General features: G+C 72.6%; 20 protein-coding genes and 8 pseudogenes. 17 read left to right on the top strand and 11 right to left on the bottom strand.

From position 1 onward, the window contains the following. Positions 1-93: 93 nt before the first annotated feature. The 5 genes and pseudogenes from G5V59_RS01740 to G5V59_RS01760 all read right to left on the bottom strand — a co-directional run. A pseudogene (locus G5V59_RS01740) lies at positions 94-972 on the bottom strand (hypothetical protein); the annotation flags it as partial. Next, positions 866-1,336, bottom strand: coding sequence for a hypothetical protein (locus tag G5V59_RS01745; RefSeq protein ID WP_278255378.1), 471 nt, complete (start codon positions 1,334-1,336; stop codon positions 866-868). The gene G5V59_RS01745 and the pseudogene G5V59_RS01740, both read right to left, overlap by 107 nt. Positions 1,337-1,427: 91 nt before the next feature. Beyond that, positions 1,428-1,784 (bottom strand): annotated as a pseudogene (locus tag G5V59_RS01750) (ATP-binding cassette domain-containing protein); the annotation flags it as partial. A 45-nt stretch (positions 1,785-1,829) separates the two neighbouring features. Further along, on the bottom strand, positions 1,830-2,408 hold the full coding sequence (locus G5V59_RS01755) for an extracellular solute-binding protein (RefSeq protein ID WP_341350813.1): 579 nt from the start codon (positions 2,406-2,408) through the stop codon (positions 1,830-1,832). Between the two features lie 234 nt (positions 2,409-2,642). Then, positions 2,643-2,993: a hypothetical protein gene (locus G5V59_RS01760; RefSeq protein WP_278255379.1), complete on the bottom strand. Its 351-nt coding sequence runs from the start codon at positions 2,991-2,993 to the stop codon at positions 2,643-2,645. Between the two features lie 302 nt (positions 2,994-3,295). Here G5V59_RS01760 and G5V59_RS01765 point away from each other — a divergent pair, with 302 nt between their 5' ends. Continuing rightward, positions 3,296-3,637, top strand: a complete 342-nt coding sequence (locus tag G5V59_RS01765; RefSeq protein ID WP_278255380.1) for an Lrp/AsnC family transcriptional regulator — start codon at positions 3,296-3,298, stop codon at positions 3,635-3,637. Positions 3,638-3,640: 3 nt separating this feature from the next. On the opposite strand, the gene G5V59_RS01770 is transcribed toward G5V59_RS01765, so the two are convergent. After that, positions 3,641-4,231 carry a hypothetical protein gene (locus G5V59_RS01770; protein WP_278255381.1) on the bottom strand — a complete coding sequence of 197 codons (591 nt, stop codon included), beginning with the start codon at positions 4,229-4,231 and terminating at the stop codon, positions 3,641-3,643. Positions 4,232-4,253: 22 nt separating this feature from the next. On the opposite strand from G5V59_RS01770, the gene G5V59_RS35460 reads away from it, so the two are divergent. Beyond that, entirely contained in the window at positions 4,254-5,990 is a 1,737-nt protein-coding gene (locus G5V59_RS35460) for a DUF429 domain-containing protein (RefSeq protein ID WP_341350814.1), read from the top strand. A 74-nt stretch (positions 5,991-6,064) separates the two neighbouring features. Beyond that, positions 6,065-6,487: an SRPBCC family protein gene (locus G5V59_RS01785; RefSeq protein WP_278255382.1), complete on the top strand. Its 423-nt coding sequence runs from the start codon at positions 6,065-6,067 to the stop codon at positions 6,485-6,487. Between the two features lie 9 nt (positions 6,488-6,496). Here the strand turns inward: G5V59_RS01785 and G5V59_RS01790 are convergent, their stop codons facing one another. From G5V59_RS01790 to G5V59_RS01810, 5 genes are all read right to left on the bottom strand, one after another. Beyond that, the gene (locus G5V59_RS01790) at positions 6,497-7,489 is read right to left on the bottom strand and encodes a hypothetical protein (protein ID WP_278255383.1); all 993 of its coding nucleotides are present in this window, start codon (positions 7,487-7,489) and stop codon (positions 6,497-6,499) included. Between the two features lie 89 nt (positions 7,490-7,578). Then, entirely contained in the window at positions 7,579-8,877 is a 1,299-nt protein-coding gene (locus G5V59_RS01795; protein ID WP_278255384.1) for a hypothetical protein, read from the bottom strand. Next, the gene (locus G5V59_RS01800; protein ID WP_278255385.1) at positions 8,877-9,380 is read right to left on the bottom strand and encodes a hypothetical protein; all 504 of its coding nucleotides are present in this window, start codon (positions 9,378-9,380) and stop codon (positions 8,877-8,879) included. The genes G5V59_RS01795 and G5V59_RS01800 overlap by 1 nt, the downstream gene beginning before the upstream one ends. Then, positions 9,377-9,685, bottom strand: a complete 309-nt coding sequence (locus tag G5V59_RS01805) for a DUF2877 domain-containing protein (protein WP_278255386.1) — start codon at positions 9,683-9,685, stop codon at positions 9,377-9,379. The genes G5V59_RS01800 and G5V59_RS01805 overlap by 4 nt, the downstream gene beginning before the upstream one ends. Positions 9,686-9,689: 4 nt before the next feature. Beyond that, positions 9,690-10,184 (bottom strand): hypothetical protein, encoded by a 495-nt coding sequence (locus G5V59_RS01810; RefSeq protein WP_278255387.1) that lies wholly within the window; start codon positions 10,182-10,184, stop codon positions 9,690-9,692. A gap of 119 nt (positions 10,185-10,303) precedes the next feature. On the opposite strand from G5V59_RS01810, the gene G5V59_RS01815 reads away from it, so the two are divergent. From G5V59_RS01815 to G5V59_RS01880, 14 genes and pseudogenes are all read left to right on the top strand, one after another. After that, the gene (locus G5V59_RS01815; protein ID WP_278255388.1) at positions 10,304-11,548 is read left to right on the top strand and encodes a helix-turn-helix domain-containing protein; all 1,245 of its coding nucleotides are present in this window, start codon (positions 10,304-10,306) and stop codon (positions 11,546-11,548) included. A 210-nt stretch (positions 11,549-11,758) separates the two neighbouring features. Continuing rightward, positions 11,759-13,078, top strand: a pseudogene (locus G5V59_RS01820) (solute carrier family 23 protein); the annotation flags it as partial. A gap of 44 nt (positions 13,079-13,122) precedes the next feature. Beyond that, the gene (locus G5V59_RS01825; RefSeq protein WP_278255389.1) at positions 13,123-13,992 is read left to right on the top strand and encodes an FAD binding domain-containing protein; all 870 of its coding nucleotides are present in this window, start codon (positions 13,123-13,125) and stop codon (positions 13,990-13,992) included. A gap of 54 nt (positions 13,993-14,046) precedes the next feature. After that, entirely contained in the window at positions 14,047-15,327 is a 1,281-nt protein-coding gene (locus G5V59_RS35465) for a 2Fe-2S iron-sulfur cluster-binding protein (RefSeq protein ID WP_341350815.1), read from the top strand. Beyond that, positions 15,302-15,421, top strand: a pseudogene (locus tag G5V59_RS01840) (molybdopterin cofactor-binding domain-containing protein); the annotation flags it as partial. The gene G5V59_RS35465 and the pseudogene G5V59_RS01840, both read left to right, overlap by 26 nt. Before the next feature lie 100 nt (positions 15,422-15,521). Beyond that, positions 15,522-17,021: a molybdopterin cofactor-binding domain-containing protein gene (locus G5V59_RS01845; RefSeq protein WP_278255390.1), complete on the top strand. Its 1,500-nt coding sequence runs from the start codon at positions 15,522-15,524 to the stop codon at positions 17,019-17,021. 497 nt (positions 17,022-17,518) lie between these two features. Continuing rightward, positions 17,519-17,767 (top strand): annotated as a pseudogene (locus G5V59_RS35470) (amidase); the annotation flags it as partial. 109 nt (positions 17,768-17,876) lie between these two features. Next, a pseudogene (locus G5V59_RS35475) lies at positions 17,877-18,371 on the top strand (amidase family protein); the annotation flags it as partial. Positions 18,372-18,621: 250 nt separating this feature from the next. Further along, on the top strand, positions 18,622-19,002 hold the full coding sequence (locus tag G5V59_RS01855) for an amidase family protein (protein ID WP_278255392.1): 381 nt from the start codon (positions 18,622-18,624) through the stop codon (positions 19,000-19,002). A gap of 9 nt (positions 19,003-19,011) precedes the next feature. Continuing rightward, the gene (locus G5V59_RS01860) at positions 19,012-19,383 is read left to right on the top strand and encodes a hydantoinase/oxoprolinase N-terminal domain-containing protein (RefSeq protein WP_278255393.1); all 372 of its coding nucleotides are present in this window, start codon (positions 19,012-19,014) and stop codon (positions 19,381-19,383) included. Continuing rightward, a pseudogene (locus G5V59_RS01865) lies at positions 19,298-19,513 on the top strand (hydantoinase/oxoprolinase N-terminal domain-containing protein); the annotation flags it as partial. The gene G5V59_RS01860 and the pseudogene G5V59_RS01865, both read left to right, overlap by 86 nt. A 220-nt stretch (positions 19,514-19,733) precedes the next feature. Continuing rightward, a complete protein-coding gene (locus tag G5V59_RS01870) occupies positions 19,734-20,363 on the top strand; it encodes a hydantoinase/oxoprolinase family protein (protein WP_278255394.1) in 630 nt (209 codons plus the stop codon). Beyond that, a pseudogene (locus G5V59_RS01875) lies at positions 20,300-20,437 on the top strand (hydantoinase/oxoprolinase family protein); the annotation flags it as partial. The gene G5V59_RS01870 and the pseudogene G5V59_RS01875, both read left to right, overlap by 64 nt. Before the next feature lie 367 nt (positions 20,438-20,804). Further along, on the top strand, positions 20,805-21,107 hold the full coding sequence (locus G5V59_RS01880) for a hypothetical protein (RefSeq protein WP_278255395.1): 303 nt from the start codon (positions 20,805-20,807) through the stop codon (positions 21,105-21,107). Positions 21,108-21,224: the final 117 nt, after the last annotated feature.

Below are 21,224 nucleotides of genomic sequence, written 5' to 3' on the forward strand. Positions count from 1 at the left end.
TGGATGACGTTGCCGACCATCCGCTGGTTGGTGCTGCCCAGCAGACTCGGCGTTGATGTAGTCACCAGCCGCGGGGATGAAGGTGAGCAGCGTCCCGGCGACGACACCGGGCATCGACAGCGGCAGGGTGACCTTGAGGAAGCCGCGCGCGGGGGAGGCGTAGAGGTCGCCGGCGGCCTCGACCAGCCGGCCGTCGATCTTCTCCAGGCTGGCGTAGAGGGGCAGGACCATGAACGGCAGGAAGTTGTAGACCAGGCCCGCGATCACCGCGACCGGGGTGGCCAGCAGGCGGCCGTCCTCACCGAGCAGGTGCACGGTCTGGAGCGCGTCCACGATGAAGCCGTCGTCGGCGAGGATCAGGCTTCCAGGACAGGGTGCGGACCAGGAAGCCTGGTGAAGAAGGGTGCGATCACCAGGACCAGCAGGAAGGTGCGCCACCGGCCGGCCTTGAAGGCGATCGCATAGGCGAGCACATAGCCGAGGACGAGGCAGATCAGGGTGGCCAGCCCGGCGTACCAGAGCGAGCGCCACAGACTCGTCCCAGTGCTCGCGCAGCACGTCGGCGAAGTTCGCGACGTGGTACGTCACGTCGTACCCCGTCAGCACCGAGCCCTGCGGGTCGTAGAGGCTGGTGGCCAGCAGCGAGTAGAACGGGATGACGAAGAAGAGGGCCAGCCACAGCGCCGCCGGCAGCATCAGCCAGTAGCCGGTGTACCTCCCCCGGCGCATCAGGCCTCCTCCAGCACGCCCGCGTTGACGTCCTGGTCGGCGGGCAGCAGGAAGGCGAACTCCGGGCGCCAGGAGACGTCGACCTTGGTGCCGGGGGCGAGGATCGGGCGCCGCCCGGTGTTCTGCTCGAAGGACATCAGCCTCCTGGCCCCAGGGCATCCGGACCAGGTACTGCGTGCTCACCCCGACGAAGGCGACGTCGGTGATCACCCCGCCCGGAAGGTGGTTGCCGGGGGCGTCGATCGGCTCGCCCTCGGGCGCGACGAGCACCTTCTCCGGACGCACGCCGATCCAGCCGTTGCCCGCCCGGACGTGGGCCCGCTCGGCGGGGATGGAGACCTGGGTGCCGTGCATGTCCACCCGTACGACGTCGCCCGCCTCGCCGGTCACGGTGCCCGGGATGAGGTTGGACTGGCCGAGGAAGTTGGCGACGAAGGTGGTGCGGGGGTTCTCGTAGAGCCTCGGTGGGGGAGCCCATCTGCTCGATCACGCCGCCGTTCATCACCGCGATCGTGTCGGCCATCGTCATCGCCTCCTCCTGGTCGTGCGTGACGTGCACGAAGGTGAGGCCGACCTCGGTCTGGATCCGCTTGATCTCGATCTGCATGGCCCGGCGCAGCCTTGAGGTCGAGGGCACCCAGCGGCTCGTCGAGCAGCAGCACCTCGGGGCGGTTGATCAGCGCCCGGGCCAGCGCGACCCGCTGCTGCTGGCCGCCGGACAGGCTGCGGCGGCTTCTTCTTCGCCTGCGCCTCCAGACTCGACCAGACTCGAGCATGTCGCCGACCTGCCGGTCGACGTCCTTGACCTTGCGACGGCGCAGGCCGAAGGCGACGTTCTCGTGGATGTCGAGGTGGGGGAAGAGCGCATAGTTCTGGAAGACCGTGTTGACCGGGCGCCGGTAGGGCTTCTCCCAGGTGATGTCGTCCTCGCCCAGGTGGATCGAGCCGGACGTCGGCGTCTCCAGGCCGGCGACCATCCGCAGCGTGGTGGTCTTGCCGCAGCCGGACGGCCCGAGCAGGGCGAAGAAGGTGCCCGCCGGGACCTCCAGGTCCAGGCTCCCGTACGGCGGTGAAGGTCGCGAACTCCTTGGTCAGCGCGGTCAGCCGCAGGTTGCGGGCAGGGTGGTCAGCCGCCAGTGACATCGGCGAAATCTCCTTCGTAGGCGCGGACCTTGAATTCCTCCAGGGCCATGAACGAATGGGTCGTGGCCAGCGACTCGGCGCTCGGGAAGATCAGGCTCGTTGTCGACGAGGTCGGGGTCGACCTTCTCCATGGCCTCACGGGCGCCCTTGACCGGGCAGATGTACCAGACGTACGCCGCGAGCCGCGCCGCGACCTCAGGCTCGTAGTAGTAGTCGATCCACTTCTCGGCGTTGCCCTGGTGGGTCGCCAGGTTGGGCACGAGCATGTTGTCGGCCCAGATCATCTGGCCCTCCTCGGGCGCGACGAAGACCAGGTTCGGGTCGTCGGCGGCGGCGACGTCGCCGGACCAGGCCTCGCACGCGAGCACGTTGCCGGCCGCCAGGTCCTGGATGTACTCGTTGCCCGTGAAGGCGCGGATCTGCCCGTCGCTGCGGGCCTTGCGCACCCGGTCCACGGCGTCCTGCCACTGGGCATCGGTGAAGTCGGCGGGGTCCGCGCCCTGGGAGAGCAGGGTCAGCCCCATCGTGTCGCGCATCTCCTTGAGCAGGGTGACCCGGCCGCGCAGGTCCTTGCGGGAGAGCAGGCTCCTCGAAGGAGCGCACCTCCTTGACCTTCTTCTTGTTGTAGGCGATGCCGGTCAGGCCGCTCTGCCAGGGCGCGGAGTAGGTCCGGTCCTCGTCCCAGCCCACGTGCGCCAGGGAGTCGATGAGGTTGGCGTGCAGGTTGGGCACCTTGGCCTTGTCCAGCGGCTGGATCCAGCCGACCTGGATCATCCGTGCGGCCATCCAGTCGGTGAGCATGAACATGTCCCGCTTGGAGGCTCTGGCACGAGCCGAGCCTGGTTGACGACCTTGGCGAAGAACTCGGTGTTGTCGTTGACGTCGGCGGTGTAGTCCACCTCGATGCCGGTACGACGCTGGAACTCCGTCAGCGTGGAGACCGCCCCGTCGCCGTCCTCGTCCATGTAGCCCGGCCAGTTCGACACGACCAGGCGCCGGTCCGAGCCGGACAGGTCGCGCGTCGTGCAGGACGCGGGGTCCTGCTTGCGGTCCGGCGTGCGGAACAAGGGCAGCGCGGCCAGGCTGGCCGCGCCGAACGCGACCCCTGCCCCTCCGCGCAACGCGGTCCGCCGGCTGATGCCCGGTCCTCCCAAGGCTCTCCCACCTCCTGCGTCGGTCTGCGCATCGTGACATGAGGTGGGTCACATGACAAGGGATTCCGTCGACAGTTGACGTGATCGCAACGGAATCCGAACATGCACGTTGCGTGAAGGCGGCGTGACCTGTGAGGATCCCCGGGTGACCAAGCCCAAGCCCGCTCCGCTGGACGACGTCTCCAAGGCGATCATCGCCGAGCCTGCAGGAGGACGGCCGGCGCTCGTACGCCGCCATCGGCAAGGCCGTCGGGCTCTCCGAGGCCGCCGTGCGCCAGCGCGTGCAGCGCCTCGTCGACGGCGGGGTGATGCAGGTCGTCGCGGTCACCGACCCGGTCGAGATGGGCTTCGCGCGCCAGGCGATGATCGGGATCAGGGCCACCGGCGAGCTCGAGCCGATCGCCGACGCCCTCGCCGCGATCGACGAGGTCGACTACGTCGTGATCACCGCCGGATCCTTCGACGTCCTCGCCGAGGTCGTGTGCGAGAGCGACGACCACCTGCTGGAGATCATCTCCCGCGGGATCCGCAGCATCCCGGGCGTGATCTCGACCGAGACGCTGGTCTACCTGCGGCTGCGCAAGCAGACCTACTCCTGGGGCGTGCGCTGAGGCTCAGGCCGCCCCGCCCCGCAGATCGGTACGACGCACGCCGTCCCCGCCCGTGACGGTCAGCCACGCGTCGCCCTGCCCGGCGAGCGGCCGGCCCGCCACGACGGTGCAGGCCTGCGTGGGGTCACCGCAGAGCCGGCCGAGGAGGTCGCCGTCGACCCTCGTGAGGTCGAAGGGCTCGCGGAAGGATGCGCCGGTGCCGGCGTGGCGCAGGTGCTCGCCGTCCCACTCCCAGCGCTGCGGGGTGCCCGCGCCGGGCACGACCAGGACCGCCGTGCCGGGGAACAGGATCGCCTCCAGCACCTGCGTGGACCCGGTCCGGCCCCGCAGTGCCGCGACCAGCCGGTCGGTGCCCGCGGAGGTGAAGCGCTGCACGTCGGCGTGGGAGTCGGAGTCGACCTCGGTCACGGTGCGCGACGTCGTGGTGGGCGGCTCCGGGTCGCTGGTGGCCAGCGACCACGCCGCGCCACCGGCGAGCAGCACCGCGAGACCCGCGCCGAGCAGCACGCCGGTGCGGCGACGGGCCGGCGCCGGCTCGTCGTAGAGCGCCCAGGTGGGCTCCTCCGGCAGGGGCGGTTCCGGGCGGCCGGACATGGCGACAGCATAGGGTCGCGGCATGTACTACGTCGGCGTCGACCTGGCCTGGGGCGAGCGCCAGCCCACGGGCGTGGCGGTGCTGGACGCCGCCGGCCACCTGCTGGCGGTGGGTGCGGCGCGCGGTGACGACGAGATCGAGGCCCTGGTGGCGCCGTACGTCCAGGGGGGACTGCCTGGTCGCGCTGGACGCACCGCTGATCGTGCGGAACCCGAGCGGCAACCGGCCCGCCGAGGCGGCGCTCAACAAGGACTTCGCCCGCTTCGACGCCGGCGCGCACCCCTCGAACACCGGGAAGCCGGAGTTCCGCGACCAGCCCCGCGCGGCCCGGGTCGCGGCGCGGCTCGGCCTGGACATCAACCCGCGCTCGGGCCGCGCCCGGCGGGCGATCGAGGTCTACCCGCACCCGGCGACGGTCGCGCTCTTCCGGCTCGGCCGGACGCTGAAGTACAAGAACAAGCCCGGTCGCGACCTGGATCGGCTGCGCGCCGAGCTTGCTCGCGCTGGTGCACCTCGTCGAGGGGATGGCCGACGCCGACCCGGCGCTGCACGTGGACGGCCCGCCGTGGCGGGCGCTGCGCTCCGCGGTCGAGCAGGCCGGGCGCAAGAGCGAGCCTGCGGGTCGTGGAGGACCAGGTGGACGCGGTGATCTGCGCCTACATCGGGCTTTTCGCCGACCGCCGGCCGCAGGACACCACGACGTACGGCGACCTGGAGACCGGCTACATCGTCACCCCCACGCTGCCCGCCGACCTGGCGCCGACGCCGCGGGGGAGTGCGCCCGCGGGCCTGGACCTCGGCGCCGCCGTCCGGGAGTACGCCGAGGGCTGGCCCGCGCTGAGCGCCGCCACCGACCAGTACGTCGACCTGGTGACCCGGGTCCTCGACGAGGCCGGCATCAACTACCTCACCGTGACCGGCCGGGCGAAGTCGGTGAACTCCTTCGCCGCGAAGGCCGCCCGCACGGTGGGCGGCCGCCCGGTCTTCACCGACCCGCTGCGCGAGATCACCGACCAGGTGGGCGTGCGGGTGATCACCTACGTGCACGCCGACGTGCAGGCCGTCGCTGACCTGCTCGCCGACGAGGCGACCGTCATCGACGACCGCGACATGGGGCAGGAGACCGCCAGCGAGGGGCGCTTCGGCTACGCCAGCCGCCACCTGCTCATCGACGTGGAGGGCATGGACCGGATCGCGCAGATCCAGATCCGCACCGTGCTGCAGCACGCGTGGGCGGAGTTCGAGCACGACATCCGCTACAAGGGCACCATCCCCGACGAGCACGTGCCCGACTTCGACCGCCGCTTCACGCTCGCGGCCGGGCTGCTGGAGCTCGCGGACCGCGAGTTCTCCACGATCCGGCAGCGGATCCAGCAGGGCGTCACCGCCTCCGGCGCGGACGTGGCCGACGACGACCCGCGGATCCCGCCGCGCGAGCCTGGCCGCCTTCCTCGCCGGGCAGTACGCCGACGCGCCGCCCTCGCGCACCGACCACTACGAGTGGATCGCCGCGCTGGTGCTGGAGCCTGGGGATCACCTCGCTCGCGGCGCTGGGTGACGTGCTGCGGGGGATCGACGCCGACCTGCTGGCGGAGCGGATGGACTACCGCTACCCGCCGGGCGCCGTACGACGGCTGGACGACGCGCTGCTGTGGACCTACGGCGAGACCTATGTCGAGTCGAAGGCGAACGCCGACCGGGTGGGCGCGCTGCGCTCCCGGTTGGCGAAGATGCGCCAGGGCTGAGGCCGAGGGGTGAGCCCCGAGGAGTGAGCCCCAAGAGGTGAGCACCGTCACGGCGCGCGCCCCCGGATCGCGCCTACGATGCCCGGCATGCAGGCAACCGCCACGGCCACCCTCCCGCTTCCCGTCGACAAGGTCTGGGCGGCGCTGGCCGACCACGAGGCGATGGCCTCGTGGGGCCCGGGCATGACGGTCACCATCACCCGCGAGGGGACCCCCGAGCGCAACGGCGTCGGCGCGGTCCGCTCGATCAAGGCGCCCGGGCCCGCGCCGGCCATCGTTGAGGAGATCACCCGCTTCGACCCGGACCACGTGCTCGGCTACAAGGCCCTGAGCGGCGTGCCGTTCCGCGACTACAGCGGCGAGGTCACGCTCGCGCCGGCCGGCGACGGGACCCGCGTCACGTGGACGCTCACCGCCGGCCAGCGCGTGCCGCTCGTCGAGCAGGCCGCGCTCAAGGCCGTCGTGACGACCCTGCTCACGCTCTTCGTGCGCGCGGCCAAGAAGGCCTGAGCCCGCGCGTCAGTCCTGGCCCCGGTCGCGGGTACGACGCGCCGACTCGGCGAGCGCGGCCGGGAAGATCGACGCCGGCGGCGTCACCAGCCCGGCGCCGACCTGGCCCACGCCCGCGACCCTGCCGGCCATGCCGGTGTTGATCTGGGGCAGGATCCCGGTCCGGCACACCGAGGTGACGTCGATGCCGGTCGCGGCACCGGCGAAGTCGAGCACCGGGATCGGCCAGCGGTCGTTCTCGCCGATGGTGATCTCGCGCATCCGGCGGCTGGTGGCCAGCGCGTCCGGCACGGTGCCGCCGACGAAGCGGACGATGGCGGGCGCGGCGGCCATCGCGAAGCCGCCGATGCCGGCGGTCTCGGTGATCGCGGAGTCGCCGATGTCGGGGTTGGCGTCGTCGGGGCCGTAGTCGCCGAGGAAGAGCCCGTCGGCGAGCCTGCGCCGGACCGGTGAACCACTGGTCGCCGGTGCCGGAGACCTGGATCCCGAAGTCCGTGCCGTTGCGGGCCATCGCGACCACCATCGTCGAGCCCGGAACGTCGCGCGCCGCGTCGAGCGCCAGCCTTGCAGGCGGGCATGGCGATGTTGAGGAAGAAGTGGTCGTTGCCGCCCATGAACGCGAACGCCTCGGCCACCTCCTCGGCGCTGCGCGAGGAGCGCACGAGCGACGGCGCCAGGTCGCGCAGCAGCATCAGCGTGCCGGCGCGGTTGCGGTTGTGCGCCTCGTCGCCCATCTGCAGCATCTGGCCGAGGATCGCGGTCGCGTCGACCGGCCCCGCGGCGGTGACCGCCTCGCCCAGCAGCGGGCCCAGGACGTCGCGCATCCAGCGCAGCCGCTCCAGCACCTCGGGCCCGTAGGCGCCGTACCGCAGCACCTTGCCGAGACCCTCGTTGAGCGAGCAGTAGGTGCGCTTGCCGGTCGCCGGGTCCTCGAGCACGAACATCCACATCGACGGCGACACGACGCCGGCCATCGGGCCGACCGCGCTGCGGTGGTGGCACGGCTCGAGCGAGACCTCACCGCCGTCGGCGAAGAGCCTTCTCGGCGTCCTCGGGATCCTCGACGAGGCCCTCGAAGGCGGCGGCGCCCATCAGCGCGCCGCGCAGCGGGCCGGACGCGCGCGACCACTCGATGGGCGGTCCGGCGTGCAGGAACTGGCCCTTCTCCAGGCCGAGCAGACTCCGAGGCCGGCGCGACGCCGACGAGCATGGCCTGCACGTCGAGCATCCGGGAGACCGCGAGGGCGTTGGCGTCGCGGCGCAGCGGGTCGGCGGCGACGGTGGCGAGGTCCTCGGCGGTGCCGTCCATCGGCGGCTGCCAGGCGACCCGCTCGACCGGGACGGCCTGCGCGGCGACGGCGTCGGCGAACATGTCGGCACCGGCGGTGGCGACGCCGGCGGGGGACTGGCTGGGGTTCATCGGGCAGGCTCCGGTGGCGAGGGCGACCGCACGGCGGGTGGCGGCGGCGTTGGACAGGTGGACCTCGGCGCCGGCAGCCGCCAGCGCCTCGGCCTGACGGGTCAGGTCCTGCTGGTCGGCGGACGTGCCGACGCACGCCACGACGACCGGTACGTCGCGCGCGGCCCGCGCCGCCGCGATCGCCGGTGCCAGGCCGGCGGCGGGGTCGGCCTCCGCGCCGTGGCCCAGGACCACGTCGAGCAGGACCACCGCGGTCTCGGGGTCCGCCGCGACCTTCGCCAGGTGCTCCAGGCGCAGGGTCGGGTCGATCATCGGGTGCGCCCGGCCACGGGTGAGGCCGTCGTCGCCGAAGTCGATCATCAGGTGCCCCGGGCTCAGCAGGCTGCTGTCGAGGGCGAGATCGTCGGAGAGCGGGATGTTGCTGCGGATCCCGCCCAGGCTCCGCGGCGGCCAGCAGCATCGCCTCGTCGCACAGGGTGCCGCCGACGAAGAGACCGCGCAGCGCGCCGCCGTCGGCGGGCTCCGCCGCGGTGCCCCACGTGGGCCACTCCGGCACGTCGACGCCGAGGTCGCCGAGCAGCGCCTCCACCTGGGTGGTGAGGTCCGGCTGGCCCTCGCCGAGCAGGGCGAAGCGCACCGGAGTGGCCAGGCCGTCGGCGTACCGCTCCACGGAGGCGGCGACCTCCGCCGCCGGGGGCTTGGAGACGACCACGATGTGCTCGACCGTGGGGTCGGCATCGAGGCGCTCCAGCGCGGTGGTGGTGGAGATCCCGCCGATCGCGGCGGACAGGTCGCGGCCACCGACGCCGAGCGCGGCGGCGACCCCGACGCCCGCGGCGTCGAGGAGGGCGAGCACCTGCTGGCAGCCGGTGCCGGAGGCGGCCACGATGCCGACCTTGCCGGGGGTCACGGTGTTGGCGAAGCCGAGGCCCACGCCGCCGACGACGGCGGTGCCGCAGTCGGGGCCCATCACGAGCAGGCCGCGGTCGCGGGCGATCCGCTTGAGCGCCAGGCTCCTGCTCCACCGGGACGTTGTCGCTGAAGATCATCACGTCGCAGCCCGCGTCGAGGGCGTCCATCGCCTCGACCAGCGCGGAGGCGCCCGGCACGGAGACGAGCGCCAGCCCCCCACCGGTACGGCGCAGCGCGGATGCCGTCGTCCGCGCGGGCTCGGCCACCTCGCCGCCACCGGACGAGCCGCCGCGTACCGCGGCCAGCGCGGCGTCCACGGCGGCGAGCGCGGCAGGAAGCGCGTCCTCGTCGTCGAGCCGGAGCGCGACGACCATGTCGTTGGCCGAGGCGGCGGGCAGGGTGAAGCCCATGCCCTGCAGCACCTCCACGTTGAGTCTCGGTGGCCATCGCCACCTGCGCGGCGGCGACGCCGGGTGTGGCGGCGACGTCACGGCTCACCTGGAGCAGTGCGACGCTGTCGGCGTAGGCGCCGGAGCGGATCTCGACGTGCTGATGCGTCATCGAGGACTCCCTTCTCGGGTTCGGGGGACGGGACGGGGGAGAGCGAGGGCGGCGCCGAGGAGCATCCCGGCGCCGGAGGTGTGGCCGACCGCGACGAGGTCCGCGGCGGCCGGGGTCACGCCGGTGCCGGTGGCGAGCGCCAGCAGCAGGGCACGGAAGTGCGGGATGGCGGCGCCGGTGGCGGCGTGCGCCAGCAGGGTCGCGGAGAGGTCGGTGGTCCGCGGCGCCGCGGCGGCGACGGCGGCTGCGACTGCGGCGAGGTCACGGGCCGCGGCCCGTGCGGTCACCAGCCAGCCGGCGAGCACGTCGTCACCGACGGGCGTCAGCCCGTCCCCGCGGCCGACCAGTGCGAGGACCGCCGCCGGCTCGCCCGCGGCGAGGGCGTCGAGGGCGTCGGAGGGCAGGCTGGCGTCGTACGACGGCGAGGTCGGGCAGGGCCGGCGCGAGCAGCGCGGCCGCGGCGGCCGGGTCCGGCAGCGGCGGTGCGTCGGTCGCGACGAGCCGGTCCACGCCGACGCTGAGCGGGCCGGCGTCGAGGGTGCCGCCGCCGATCCGGGCCGGTGCGCCGACCGCGACGGGGGGCAGGCGGAGCAGGGTGGTCGCGATCGCGGCGGGCACGTGGACCGCGCTGCGGGCCACCACGCCGACGACCCCGACCGGGAAGCGGGCGTAGACCGCGTGCTCCCCGGCGTGGACGACCGTGCCGGTCTGCGGAGCACCGGCGAGCAGACCCCGCAGGACCGCGCTGCCGGCGCCCGCCACCCGGGCCGCGGGCAGGGTCGCGGAGGTCGTCGGAGGCGGCACTCCTGGGACGCTAGTGCTGGGCTATCGTGGATCGAATGGTGAGCATTGCCAATGTCGGCCCCGAACACGGGCAACAGTTGATAGGCGCCGTGCCCGCCCTCATCGCGGACGATGGCCTCATGCACGTGGATGACCTCGCCGAGTCCCTCGCCCAGGCTCGTGCTCGCCGGCGCCGACCTGGACGAGCTCGTCGGCACCATCGGCGAGGTGCTGCGCGCCCAGGTCGCGGTCACCACCACCGACGGTCGCGAGCGGGCCGCCCGCTTGGACGACGCGACCCGCGCCCGGATCGCGGAGGCCAAGCTCACCGACGAGACCGGACGGCTGCGGGTGGAGTGGCTCGACGAGGTGGGCGACGACAACCCGCCCCTGGGCGACGTACGGATCCACCGGCTGGCGGTCGCCGCTCCCACCCAGGCCCTCGGCCACCTGATCGCCGTCGTCGAGCGCGACCTGGAGCCGGTCGAGCAGACTCGCCCTCCAGCGCGCCGCCACCGCGGTGGCCCTGGCGATCACCCGCGAGCAGGCGGTCTCGGCGGTGGAGAACAAGTACCGCGGCGACTTCTTGCGCGACATCTTCCTGCGCCGTGCGGGATCGGAGGAGTTCGTCCGCGAGCACGTGGTCGGCTTCGGCTGGGAGTCGAGCGGCCCGATGGTGGTGGTCGTCGCGCAGGCTCGACCCCGCGCCCGGGCACGCCAGCGTCGAGGACCAGCGTCAGTGGCAGCAGCGCTTCGCCAACGCCTGGCGCCAGGTCGCCGGCTCCGCCGACCGCAGCATCCCGGTCGCGGACTTCGGCTCCGAGGTGGTCGCCGTCCTCCCCGCGGAGAAGCCGGAGGAGGCCGCCGCCCTGGTCCGCCGCCTGGTGCGCGCCGTCGCCGGTGACAAGGGCGGCGGCCGCCGCCCCTTCTCCTCCGGCGTGGGCCGGGTGAGCGACGGGGTGGGCGGGCTGCCGGAGAGCCTACGGCCAGGCCCGCCGCGCCGTCGAGGTCGGCCGCCGGGTCGGCGGTGGCGGCGGTACGACGTGGTTCGACACCCTCGGCCTGCACCGCCTGATCGCGATGGTCCCCGACAGCGAGGAGCCTGCGTGCCTTCGCCCACGACGTGCTCGGCGAGCCTGGCCGACGCGACCGAGGAGGCCGCGACCCTGCGGGAGACCCTGCAGGTGCTGCTCAACACGAACTTCAACGTGGCCGAGGCCGCGCGCACGCAGTTCTTCCACTACAACACCATGCGCTACCGGGTCGCGAAGGCTCGAGCGGCTGCTCGGCCCGGTCGCCTCCGACCAGAACCTCCGCCTCGACGTCGCCGTCGCGCTGAAGGTGCTCGAGGTCGTCCGCCGTTGAGGGTGCTAGCAGCGGCGTAGGCGAGCCGGGATGTCCGCCGGGCTACACCCGCGTTACGCCGACGGCCCGATCGGCCGTGCAAGCACCCCGAGGGGCAAGTTCCCACATCTCCCCGCCCCACTTTCGGGCGAATCTGGCCAATGAGGTGTGACCTGGGCCTCAATAGGTTGGGTCCTCTCGGGAGCCCCTGATGCAGCCCGCCCGGGCCGCCCGGACAAGGAGGGACAGCCATGTCGATGTTCAAGTGGGAGGTCGTGAATCCGGCCCCCGGTGAGGCGGTCGGACCGCACCAGCGGCTCCCGTGGGGCCGCACCGTCGGGCTCGGCGCCCAGCACGTGGTCGCCATGTTCGGCGCCACGTTCGTGTTCCCGCTCGTGATGGGCCTGGACGCCAACCTCGCGATCATGCTCTCGGGTGTGTGCACGATCGGCTTCCTGCTGATCTGCAGCAACCGGATCCCCAGCCTACCTCGGCACCAGTGCGTCGTTCGTCGCCGCGGTCGCCGCGATCCGCACCCAGGGCGGCGACTCCGCCGACGTCACCGGCGCGATCCTGGTCGCGGGTCTGGTGCTCGCCGCCATCGGCGTCCTCGTCCACTTCGCCGGAGCCCGGCTGATCCACGCGATCCTGCCGCCCGCCGTCACCGGTGCGGTCGTCATGCTGATCGGCTTCAACCTGGCGCCCGTGGTCGCCGGCGTCTACTGGCCGCAGGACCAGTGGATCGCGCTGCTCACCGCCGCCTTCATGGTTGCGGCCGCCGTGCTGCTGCCGGGCTTCTGGTCGCGGATCGCGGTCTTCCTCGCACTCGTCTTCGGCTACGTGGCCTCCGTCCTCGCCGACAAGGTCTTCGGCAGCATCAACTCGATCACCGGCAGCAGCAACGGCGCCCTCGTCGAGCACGACCGCGTGTCCTGGGACGGCGTCAAGGCGGCGGACTGGATCGGCTTCCCCAGCGGCAAGGCTCGGCGACGGCGTCTCGGTCATCCACGGCCCGAGCCTTCTCGCTCACCTTCATCCTGCTCGTCCTGCCGGGCGTCATCGCCCTCATCGCGGAGAACACCGGCCACGTCAAGGCGGTCGCCGAGATGACCGGCGAGAACCTCGACCCCTACATGGGCCGCGCCATCGGCGCCGACGGCCTCGCGACCGCCTTCGCCAGTGCCTTCGGTGGCTCGCCCACCACGACGTACGCCGAGAACATCGGCGTCATGGGTGCGACCAAGGTCTACTCCACGGCGGCCTACTACGTCGCGGGCATCGTGGCGATCCTGCTCGGCCTGTGCCCGAAGTTCGGCGCGATCGTCAACGCGACGCCGGGCGGGGTCCTGGGCGGCATCACCGTGGTGCTCTACGGGATGATCGGCCTGGTGGGCGCGAAGATCTGGGTCGAGAACCGGGTGGACTTCGGCAACCCGGTCAACATGGTGGGTCTCGCCGCCGGCCTCATCGCCGGCATCGGCGGGGTCTCCCTGAAGTTCAGCGACGACTTCGGCCTGAGCGGCATCGCCCTCGGCACGATCCTGGTCATCGTGTTCTTCCACATGGTCAAGGGCCGCACGGCCGACGCGACTTCGGGAGAGGTGACGAAGAGGCTGTGAAGCCCGCACCGTTCGACTACGTCCGGCCGGGGACCCTGGAGGAAGCCCTCCAGGCCCTGGCCGGGCACCCGGAGGCCAAGGTGCTCGCCGGTGGCCAGAGCCTGGTGCCGCTGCTGTCGATGCGGCTGGCGGCGCCGGCCGTGCTCGTCGACATCAACGCGCTGCCCGGCCTGGACCACGTCGTCGCCGACGCCTCCGGTGTCCGCATCGGCGCCCTGGCCCGGCATGCCCGGGTGCTGGCCGACCCGGGCGTCGCCCGGGTCCAGCCGCTGGTGTCCCTGGCGCTGGCCAACGTCGCGCACGCGACGATCCGCAACCGAGGTACGACGGTCGGCTCGCTCGTGCACGCCGACGCCGCCGCGGAGATGCCGATGGTGCTGCGCCTGCTCGGGGGCTCGGTGGACGTCACCGGGCCGCAGGGACGGCGCACCATCGCCGTCGAGGACCTGTACGTCGGACCGCTCGAGTCGAGCCTGCACCACGACGAGATCGCGGTGGAGGCCTTCTTCCCGGCTCTCGCCGCGGGCACCGGGGTCGCCTTCGAGGAGATCGCGCGCCGCCACGGTGACTACGCCATGTGCGGCGTCGCCGCGATGGTCGCCGTCGACGGCGACCGGGTGACGAACGTGCGTGCCGGCTACCTCTCGGTGTCCGACGTCCCCGCCGTGGTCGACCTGACCGACGCGCTCGGTGGCGAGGTCACCGCGGCCGCGCTCGACCGCGCGGCGGACGCGGCGCTCGCCGTGCTGGAGCCGGAGACCGACATCCACGCCACGGCCGACTACCGCGCGCACCTCGCCCGGGTGCTGACCGCGCGGGTCGTGACCGCGGCGTACCAGAACGCTCGAAAGGAGCAGCAGGCGTGAGCACCGAACAGATCCACGAGATCCAGCCTGAGCGTCAACGGGGTCCGCCACGACGTGAAGGTGCCCGCGCGCCGGTTGCTGTCGGACGCGCTGCGCCACGACCTCGGGCTCACCGGCACCCACGTCGGCTGCGAGCACGGCGTCTGCGGCGCGTGCACGATCCTCGTCGACGGCGCCCCGACCCGGGCCTGCCTGATGTTCGCGGTCTCCGCGGCTGGCTACGAGATCACCACCGTGGAGGGCCTCGCCCGGCCCGACGGATCGCTCGGCCCGGTCCAGCAGGCCTTCCGCGAGTGCCACGGCCTGCAGTGCGGCTTCTGCACCCCGGGCTTCCTCACCACGATCACCGCCGGCATCGCCGAGAACCCCGACCCCACCGAGGACGAGGCGCGCGACATGGTCGCCGGCAACCTGTGCCGCTGCACGGGCTACCAGAACATCGTCAAGGCCGTCGGCCGCGCCGCCGAGCCTGGCCCGGGACGAGGAGACCGCATGACGACCAAGATGTTCGGCGCGAAGGTCCCGCGGGTCGAGGACGACCGCCTCGTCCGCGGCACCGGCCGCTACGTCGACGACGTGGCCCTCGACGCCCTCCACGTCGCCGTGCTGCGCAGCCCGCACGCGCACGCCCGCATCGTCTCCATCGACGTGGACGCCGTGCTCGACGTCGAGGGCGTGCACCTGGTGTGGACCCACGAGGACCTCACCGGCGCGATGGCCGAGCCGCTGCCGCTGCTGATCCCGCACCCCACGCTCACCGAGGGCCGCACGCAGTACGCCCTCGCGAAGGACGAGGTCAACTACGTCGGCGAGGCGATCGCGATCGTCGTCGCCGAGGACCGGTACGTCGCCGAGGACGCCATCGCGCGGATCGCCGTCGAGTTCGGTTCGCTGCCCGCCGTGGTGGGCATCGAGGCGGCACGTGCCGCCGAGCACCTGGTCCACGACGACGTACCGGGCAACGTGGCGGCGACGACGGAGCAGTCCAACGGCGACGCGCCGGCGGCCATCGCCGCGGCCCCGCACACGCTGAGCCTGGACCTCGACATCGAGCGCAGCGCCTGCATGCCGATGGAGGGCCGCGGTACCGCCGCACGCTGGGACCCCGACCAGAACCGCCTGCAGGTGTGGACCTCCACCCAGACCTCGACCGGCGTGCGCGCGGCGATCGCCGCCAGGCTCGGCCTCGACCTGGGCCAGGTCGACGTGATCACCCCCGACGTGGGCGGCGGCTTCGGCGTCAAGATCGTGCACCCGTGGCCCGAGGAGCCTGCTGGTGCCGCTGGCCGCCAAGACGCTCGGCCGGCCGGTGAAGTTCACCGAGGACCGCCGTGAGCACTTCATCTCCTCCGCGCACGAGCGGGCGCAGGTGCACCACGTCGACGTCGGCTACGACGACGAGGGCCGGATCCTCGGCCTGGACGTGCGCTTCTGGCACGACCACGGCGCCTACACGCCGTACGGCCTGATCGTCCCGATCATCACCTCCACCCAGCCTGCTCGGCCCCTACAAGCCGGGTGCCTACCGGGTGCGCTTCGACTCGCTCTACACCAACACCGTCATCGTCACCCCCTACCGCGGCGCCGGCCGGCCGCAGGGCTGCTTCGTCATGGAGCGCACGATGGACGCGATCGCCGCGGCGCTCGGCAAGGACCGCGCGGAGGTGCGGGCGGCGAACTTCATCCAGCCCGACGAGTTCCCCTACGACCACGGCCTGATCTTCCAGGACGGGCGCGCCCTGGAGTACGACTCCGGCGACTACCCGCAGATGCTGGAGAAGGTCAAGGCGCTGGTCGGCTGGGACGAGTTCCCCGCGCTGCGTGCCGAGGCCGCCGCCGCCGGGCGCAGGCTCGGCATCGGGCTCGCCTGCTACGTCGAGGGCACCGGCGTCGGCCCCTACGAGGGGGCGCACGTGCACATCGAGACCTCCGGCAAGGTGAAGGTCGCCACCGGCCTGACCAGCCAGGGTCAGGGCCACCAGACGGCGTTCGCGCAGATCGTGGCGGACGCGCTCGGCGTCCCCTTCGAGGACGTCGAGATCACCACCGGCGACACCCGCCGGATGGGCTACGGCGTGGGCACCTTCGCCTCGCGCGCGGCCGTGATGAGCGGGTCCGCGATCCACCTGGCCGCGCTGCGGGCGCGGGAGAAGGCGCTGCGCATCGCCGCGGACGCGCTCGAGGCCGCCGTCGAGGACCTGGAGATCGTCGACGGCGTCGTCAGCGTCAAGGGCGCGCCGGAGTCGAGCATCGCGCTCGGCACGGTCGCGGTGCTCTCCAACCCGCTGCGCTACGCCTTCGACGAGGCCTCCAAGGCCGCCACCCAGTTCAGCGTCGGCGACCCCGGCAAGCCGCCGGTCGCCGAGGGCGACGAGCCGGGCCTGGAGGGCAAGGACTTCTACTCCCCGCCGCGGGCGACCTTCGCCTCCGGCATGCACGCCGTCATCGTGGAGACCGACCCGGACACCGCGGAGATCAGGATCGTGAAGTACGCCGTCGTCCACGACTGCGGCAACGTCGTGAACCCGATGATCGTCGAGGGCCAGATCCACGGCGGCGTCGCGCAGGGCGTCGGGGGAGCGCTCTACGAGCGGATGGCCTACGACGAGTCCGGCCAGCCTGCTCAACGCCTCGTTCATGGACTTCCTGATGCCCTACGTCACCGAGGTCCCCGAGCACATCGACATCGACCACCTGGAGACCCCGTCCCCGCTGAACCCGCTCGGCATCAAGGGCGCCGGCGAGGCGGGGGTCATCCCCGGCTCGGCCGCGCTCGCCGCGGCGATCGAGGACGCCGAGGGGATCACCATCACCGCCATGCCCATCTCGCCGTCGGAGGCTCTTCGCGCTCCGGGCGGCCGCCCAGTCCGCGCAGTCCGAGGAGACCCGATGAAGATCACCGGTCAGAACACCATCGCCGCCCCCGTCGACAAGGTCTGGGAGGCCATCCTCGACCCGCGGGTGCTGGTGGCGACGATCCCGGGCTGCGAGCAAACTCGAGGCGACGGGTGAGAACGCCTACGCGATGACGGTCAGCGCCGGTGTCGCCGCGATCCGCGGGACCTACTCCGGCTCCTGCACGCTGCAGGACCTGCGCCAGGGCGAGGGCCTGACGATGAAGCTCAAGGGTTCGGGCGCGCCCGGCACCATCGACGCCACCGTGCTCGTCGGCTTCACCGGCTCCGGCGAGCAGACCGAGTCTGACGTACGACGCCGACGCGGTCGTCGGCGGCATGATCGGCGGCGTCGGCCAGCGGATGCTCACCAGCGTCTCGCGCCGGATGGCGGCGGAGTTCTTCGGCAACGTGGAGAAGGTCATCGCCAACGGGCTGCCCGCCGAGGTCACCTCGGTCGAGCCCGCGGCCCCCGGCGAGGCGCCGGTCTTCACCGCGTCCGCGCCCCGGTCCGCCGCGTCCGCCGGTGGCATCGGCGGTGGCGACAGCCAGTCCTTCCTCACCGGTGTCGCGGTCGGCGGTGCGCTGGCGCTCGCCGGGGTGATCGTGGGCGGGCTGCTGGGCCGTCGTCGATGAGCGGCCTCACCGTCGAGGCCACCGCGCGGGAGCAGGCCCGCGCGATCCGCGAGCGGGAGATCTCCGCCCGTGAGTTCGCTGGAGCCTGCACCTGGACCGGATCGCCGAGCGCAACCCCGAGTCCGAACGCGATCGTCTCCCTCGACGAGGAGCGGGCCCGGGCCGGCGCCCTCGCCGCCGACGAGGCCCTGGCGTCCGGCAAGCCGGTCGGCCCGCTGCACGGGCTGCCGTTCGCGTTCAAGGACACCCACACGGTGGCCGGCTGGCGCACCACCTTCGGCTCCCCGCTGTACGCCGACCACGTCCCCGACCACGACGAGTTTGCTCGTCGAGCGGGTCCGCGCGGCCGGTGCGGTGACGATCGGCAAGACCAACGTGCCGGAGTTCGCGGCCGGCTCGCACACCTTCAACACCGTCTTCGGCACGACCCGCAACCCGGTCGACCCGTCCCGGTCGGCGGGCGGGTCCAGCGGGGGAGCGGCCTGCGCCCTCGCCGCGGGCATGGTGCCGCTCGCGGACGGCTCCGACATGGGCGGCTCGCTGCGCAACCCCGCGTCCTTCTGCGGCGTCGTCGGGATGCGGCCCAGCCTGGGCCGGGTGCCCGAGTGGCCGCACTACAACCAGTGGGAGACCACCTCGGTCGGCGGCCCGATGGCCCGCAACGTCGGAGACCTGGCGCTGCTGCTCTCCGTGCTCGCCGGCCCCGACCCGCGGGTCCCGCTCGCGCTCGGCGACCCCGGCTCGACCTTCGCCGGGCCGGCACCCGCCGACCTGCGCGCGCTCCGCGTCGCCGTCAGCACCGACCTCGGCGGCGCCTTCGCCGTCGACCACCAGGTGGCCGCGGTGGTGGCCGAGGCGGGACGCACGTTCGCCGCCGCGGGTGCGCGGGTCGCGTCGTCGTACCCGGACCTGGGGACGGCCGACGACACCTTCCGCACCCTGCGCGCCTGGCACATGCAGGCCAAAGCTCGGGTCCTTGCTGGAGCAGCACCCCGACGCGTTCAAGGCCTCGCTCGCCGACAACATCCGCGCCGGCGCACCGCTCACCGGTGCCGACGTCGCGCGTGCCTACACCCAGCGGACCGCGCTCGCCGAGACGATGCGGCAGTTCTTCACCGAGCACGACGTGCTGATCCTGCCGGTCTCCCAGGTGCCGCCGTTCCCGGTGGAGCAGGAGTTCCCGACGGAGATCAACGGCGAGCCGATGGCGTCGTACCTGGACTGGATGCGCTCGGCGTACTTCATCACCGTCACCGGCTGCCCGGCCATCTCCGTGCCCGCCGGTACGACGCCCGACGGACTCCCCGTCGGCGTCCAGATCGTCGCCCCGCACGGCGCCGACCTGCGCCTGCTGCAGGTCGCCCGCGCGTTCGAGTGGCTGCGCGAGCCCCTGATCCGGGACCCGCGGGCAAGATCTGCCCGCGATCGGCCCATCAGTCGGCAGAAGATGCCGTCGTCCGGCGCGACGCAGGTCACTTGAATAAGGGGCATGACAGCGAGGCGGATCAGGATCGGCATCGACACCGGCGGCACGTTCACCGACGTCGTGGCCTTCGACGAGGACAGTGGCACCGTGGTCACCACGAAGACCCCGAGCACGCCGGCGAACCCGGCTGACGGGTTCCTCGCGGGCATCGACAAGGTGCTCGGGATCGCGGGTGCGGAGTTCGGCGACGTGGTGGCGGTGAGCCACGGGACGACCGTGGCGACCAACCAGCCTGCTCGAGGGCAAGGTCGACGCCCTCGGGTTCATCACCACCGCGGGCTACGAGGCAATGCTCGAGATCGCCCGCCAGTCCGTGCCGGACGGCTACGGCAACTCCTACTTCTGGGTGAAGCCGGACCGGATCGTCCCGCGTGACCTGGTCAAGGGCGTCGGTGGCCGGCTCGACTTCACCGGCGAGGAGATCCGGCCCTTCGACGAGGAGCAGGCCCGCGAGGTCGCCCGCTGGTTCAAGGCCAAGGGCATCGACACCCTGGGCGTCTGCTTCCTGCACGCCTACGCCAACCCCGCCCACGAGGAGCGGATGCGGGCGATCATCGCCGAGGAGCACCCGGATGCGGTCGTCTCCATCTCCAGCGAGGTGCTGCGCGAGTACCGCGAGTACGAGCGCTCGATGACGACGCTGGTCGACGCCGCGGTGAAGCCGAAGTCTGAGCCGCTACGTCAACAACATCAAGGACCGGCTCGCCGCGCAGGGCGGCCGTGCGATGCCGTTCTACGTCATGAAGTCCAACGGCGGCGTGCTCTCGGCCGACGAGGTCGTGCACCAGCCGATCACCACCGTCCTGTCCGGCCCCGCGGCCGGCGCCCTCGGCGCCGCGCTGATCGCCAAGGTCGCCGGCTTCGACAAGGTGCTCACCTCCGACGGCGGCGGTACGTCGACCGACGTCTCGGTCGTCATCGACGGCGAGCCCACCCTGACCACCGAGGGCAGCGTCGGCGTCTACCCGTCGAAGATCCCGATGATCGACGTCGTCACCGTCGGCGCGGGCGGCGGCTCGATCGCGTGGCTCTCGCCCGAGGGCACGCTCAAGGTCGGCCCGCACTCGGCCGGCGCCGACCCGGGCCCGATCTGCTACCGCAAGGGCGGCACGGACGTCACCATCACCGACGCCCACGTCTTCCTCGGCCGGATCCCCCCGCACCTGCTGGGTGGCGAGATCCCCCTCGACGTGGACGCCGCGACGGCCGCGATGAAGCAGGCTCGCCGACAAAGCTCGGCATCACGCCGGAGGCCTGCGCCAACGGCATCCTGGAGATCTCCGCGTGGAACCAGGCCAACGCGCTGCGCCAGGTCACGGTCAAGCGGGGCCTCGACGTCCGCGACTTCACGCTGACCACCTTCGGCGGCTCCGGCTCGCTGCTGCTGTGCCGGCTGATGGACATCCTGGGCATCCCGACCGTGCTGGTCCCGCCGAACCCGGGCAACGTCTCGGCCTTCGGCCTGCTCACCGTGGACGTGAAGAACGACTACGTGCAGACCCACGTCGCGCTGCAGGAGAACCTCGACCCCGCCGTCCTCCAGCACGAGTACGACGTGCTCACCGAGCGCGCCGCCGCGGCCCTGACCACGGAGGGCTTCGCCGAGGCCGACCACGTCTTCGCCCGGACCGCCGACGTGCGCTACTTCGGGCAGGCGTTCGAGGTGCGCGTCGGCGTGCCCGACGGTCCGATCACCGCCGAGACCATGGCCGCGGTCGCCGACCGCTTCCACGCCGAGCACCGGGTGCTCTACGGCTACGACTTCTCCGGCGACCCCTCGCAGCAGGTGGAGCCTGGTGAACCTGCGCGTCTCGGGCATCGGCCCGATCAAGCGCCCGGAGATCCTGCGCGCCGACGAGGCCAAGCCGGAGCCGCAGCAGACCGGCTCCCGCTCGATCTGCTTCGACGCCGAGGACGGCTACGTCGAGACGCCGGTCTTCTGGCGCACCGACCTGCCCGCCGGGCAGGTGCTCACCGGCCCGGTGATCATCGAGGAGTTCGGCTCCACCGTGCCCATCCACCCCGGCTTCACCGCCCGGGTCGACGACTACGCCAACATCATCGTGACGCGCACCGAGGAGAGCCTGACATGTGCCTGAGTCTGCCAGACCGCCGCCGTCCAGGGTGCCCCCGCACCGCACCACCACGAGGGTGACACCACGTCGCGTCGCGCCCCCACCCAGTTCCCGTTCGGGACGCTGACCGCCGACGCCGGC

The sequence above is a fragment of the Nocardioides convexus genome (assembly GCF_011090295.1).

Excerpts from the sequence above, each read along its gene's own strand:
- G5V59_RS01745 (WP_278255378.1), bottom strand. The coding sequence starts at position 1,336 with ATGCAGATCGAGATCAAGCGGATCCAGACCGAGGTCGGCCTCACCTTC.
- G5V59_RS35460 (WP_341350814.1), top strand. The coding sequence starts at position 4,254 with ATGTACTACGTCGGCGTCGACCTGGCCTGGGGCGAGCGCCAGCCCACG.
- G5V59_RS01755 (WP_341350813.1), bottom strand. The coding sequence starts at position 2,408 with ATGCGCGACACGATGGGGCTGACCCTGCTCTCCCAGGGCGCGGACCCC.
- G5V59_RS01795 (WP_278255384.1), bottom strand. The coding sequence starts at position 8,877 with ATGGGCCCCGACTGCGGCACCGCCGTCGTCGGCGGCGTGGGCCTCGGC.
- G5V59_RS01870 (WP_278255394.1), top strand. The coding sequence starts at position 19,734 with ATGCCGTTCTACGTCATGAAGTCCAACGGCGGCGTGCTCTCGGCCGAC.
- G5V59_RS01785 (WP_278255382.1), top strand. The coding sequence starts at position 6,065 with ATGCAGGCAACCGCCACGGCCACCCTCCCGCTTCCCGTCGACAAGGTC.
- G5V59_RS01860 (WP_278255393.1), top strand. The coding sequence starts at position 19,012 with ATGACAGCGAGGCGGATCAGGATCGGCATCGACACCGGCGGCACGTTC.
- G5V59_RS01800 (WP_278255385.1), bottom strand. The coding sequence starts at position 9,380 with ATGACGCATCAGCACGTCGAGATCCGCTCCGGCGCCTACGCCGACAGC.
- G5V59_RS01815 (WP_278255388.1), top strand. The coding sequence starts at position 10,304 with ATGCACGTGGATGACCTCGCCGAGTCCCTCGCCCAGGCTCGTGCTCGC.
- G5V59_RS01855 (WP_278255392.1), top strand. The coding sequence starts at position 18,622 with ATGCGGCAGTTCTTCACCGAGCACGACGTGCTGATCCTGCCGGTCTCC.
- G5V59_RS01770 (WP_278255381.1), bottom strand. The coding sequence starts at position 4,231 with ATGTCCGGCCGCCCGGAACCGCCCCTGCCGGAGGAGCCCACCTGGGCG.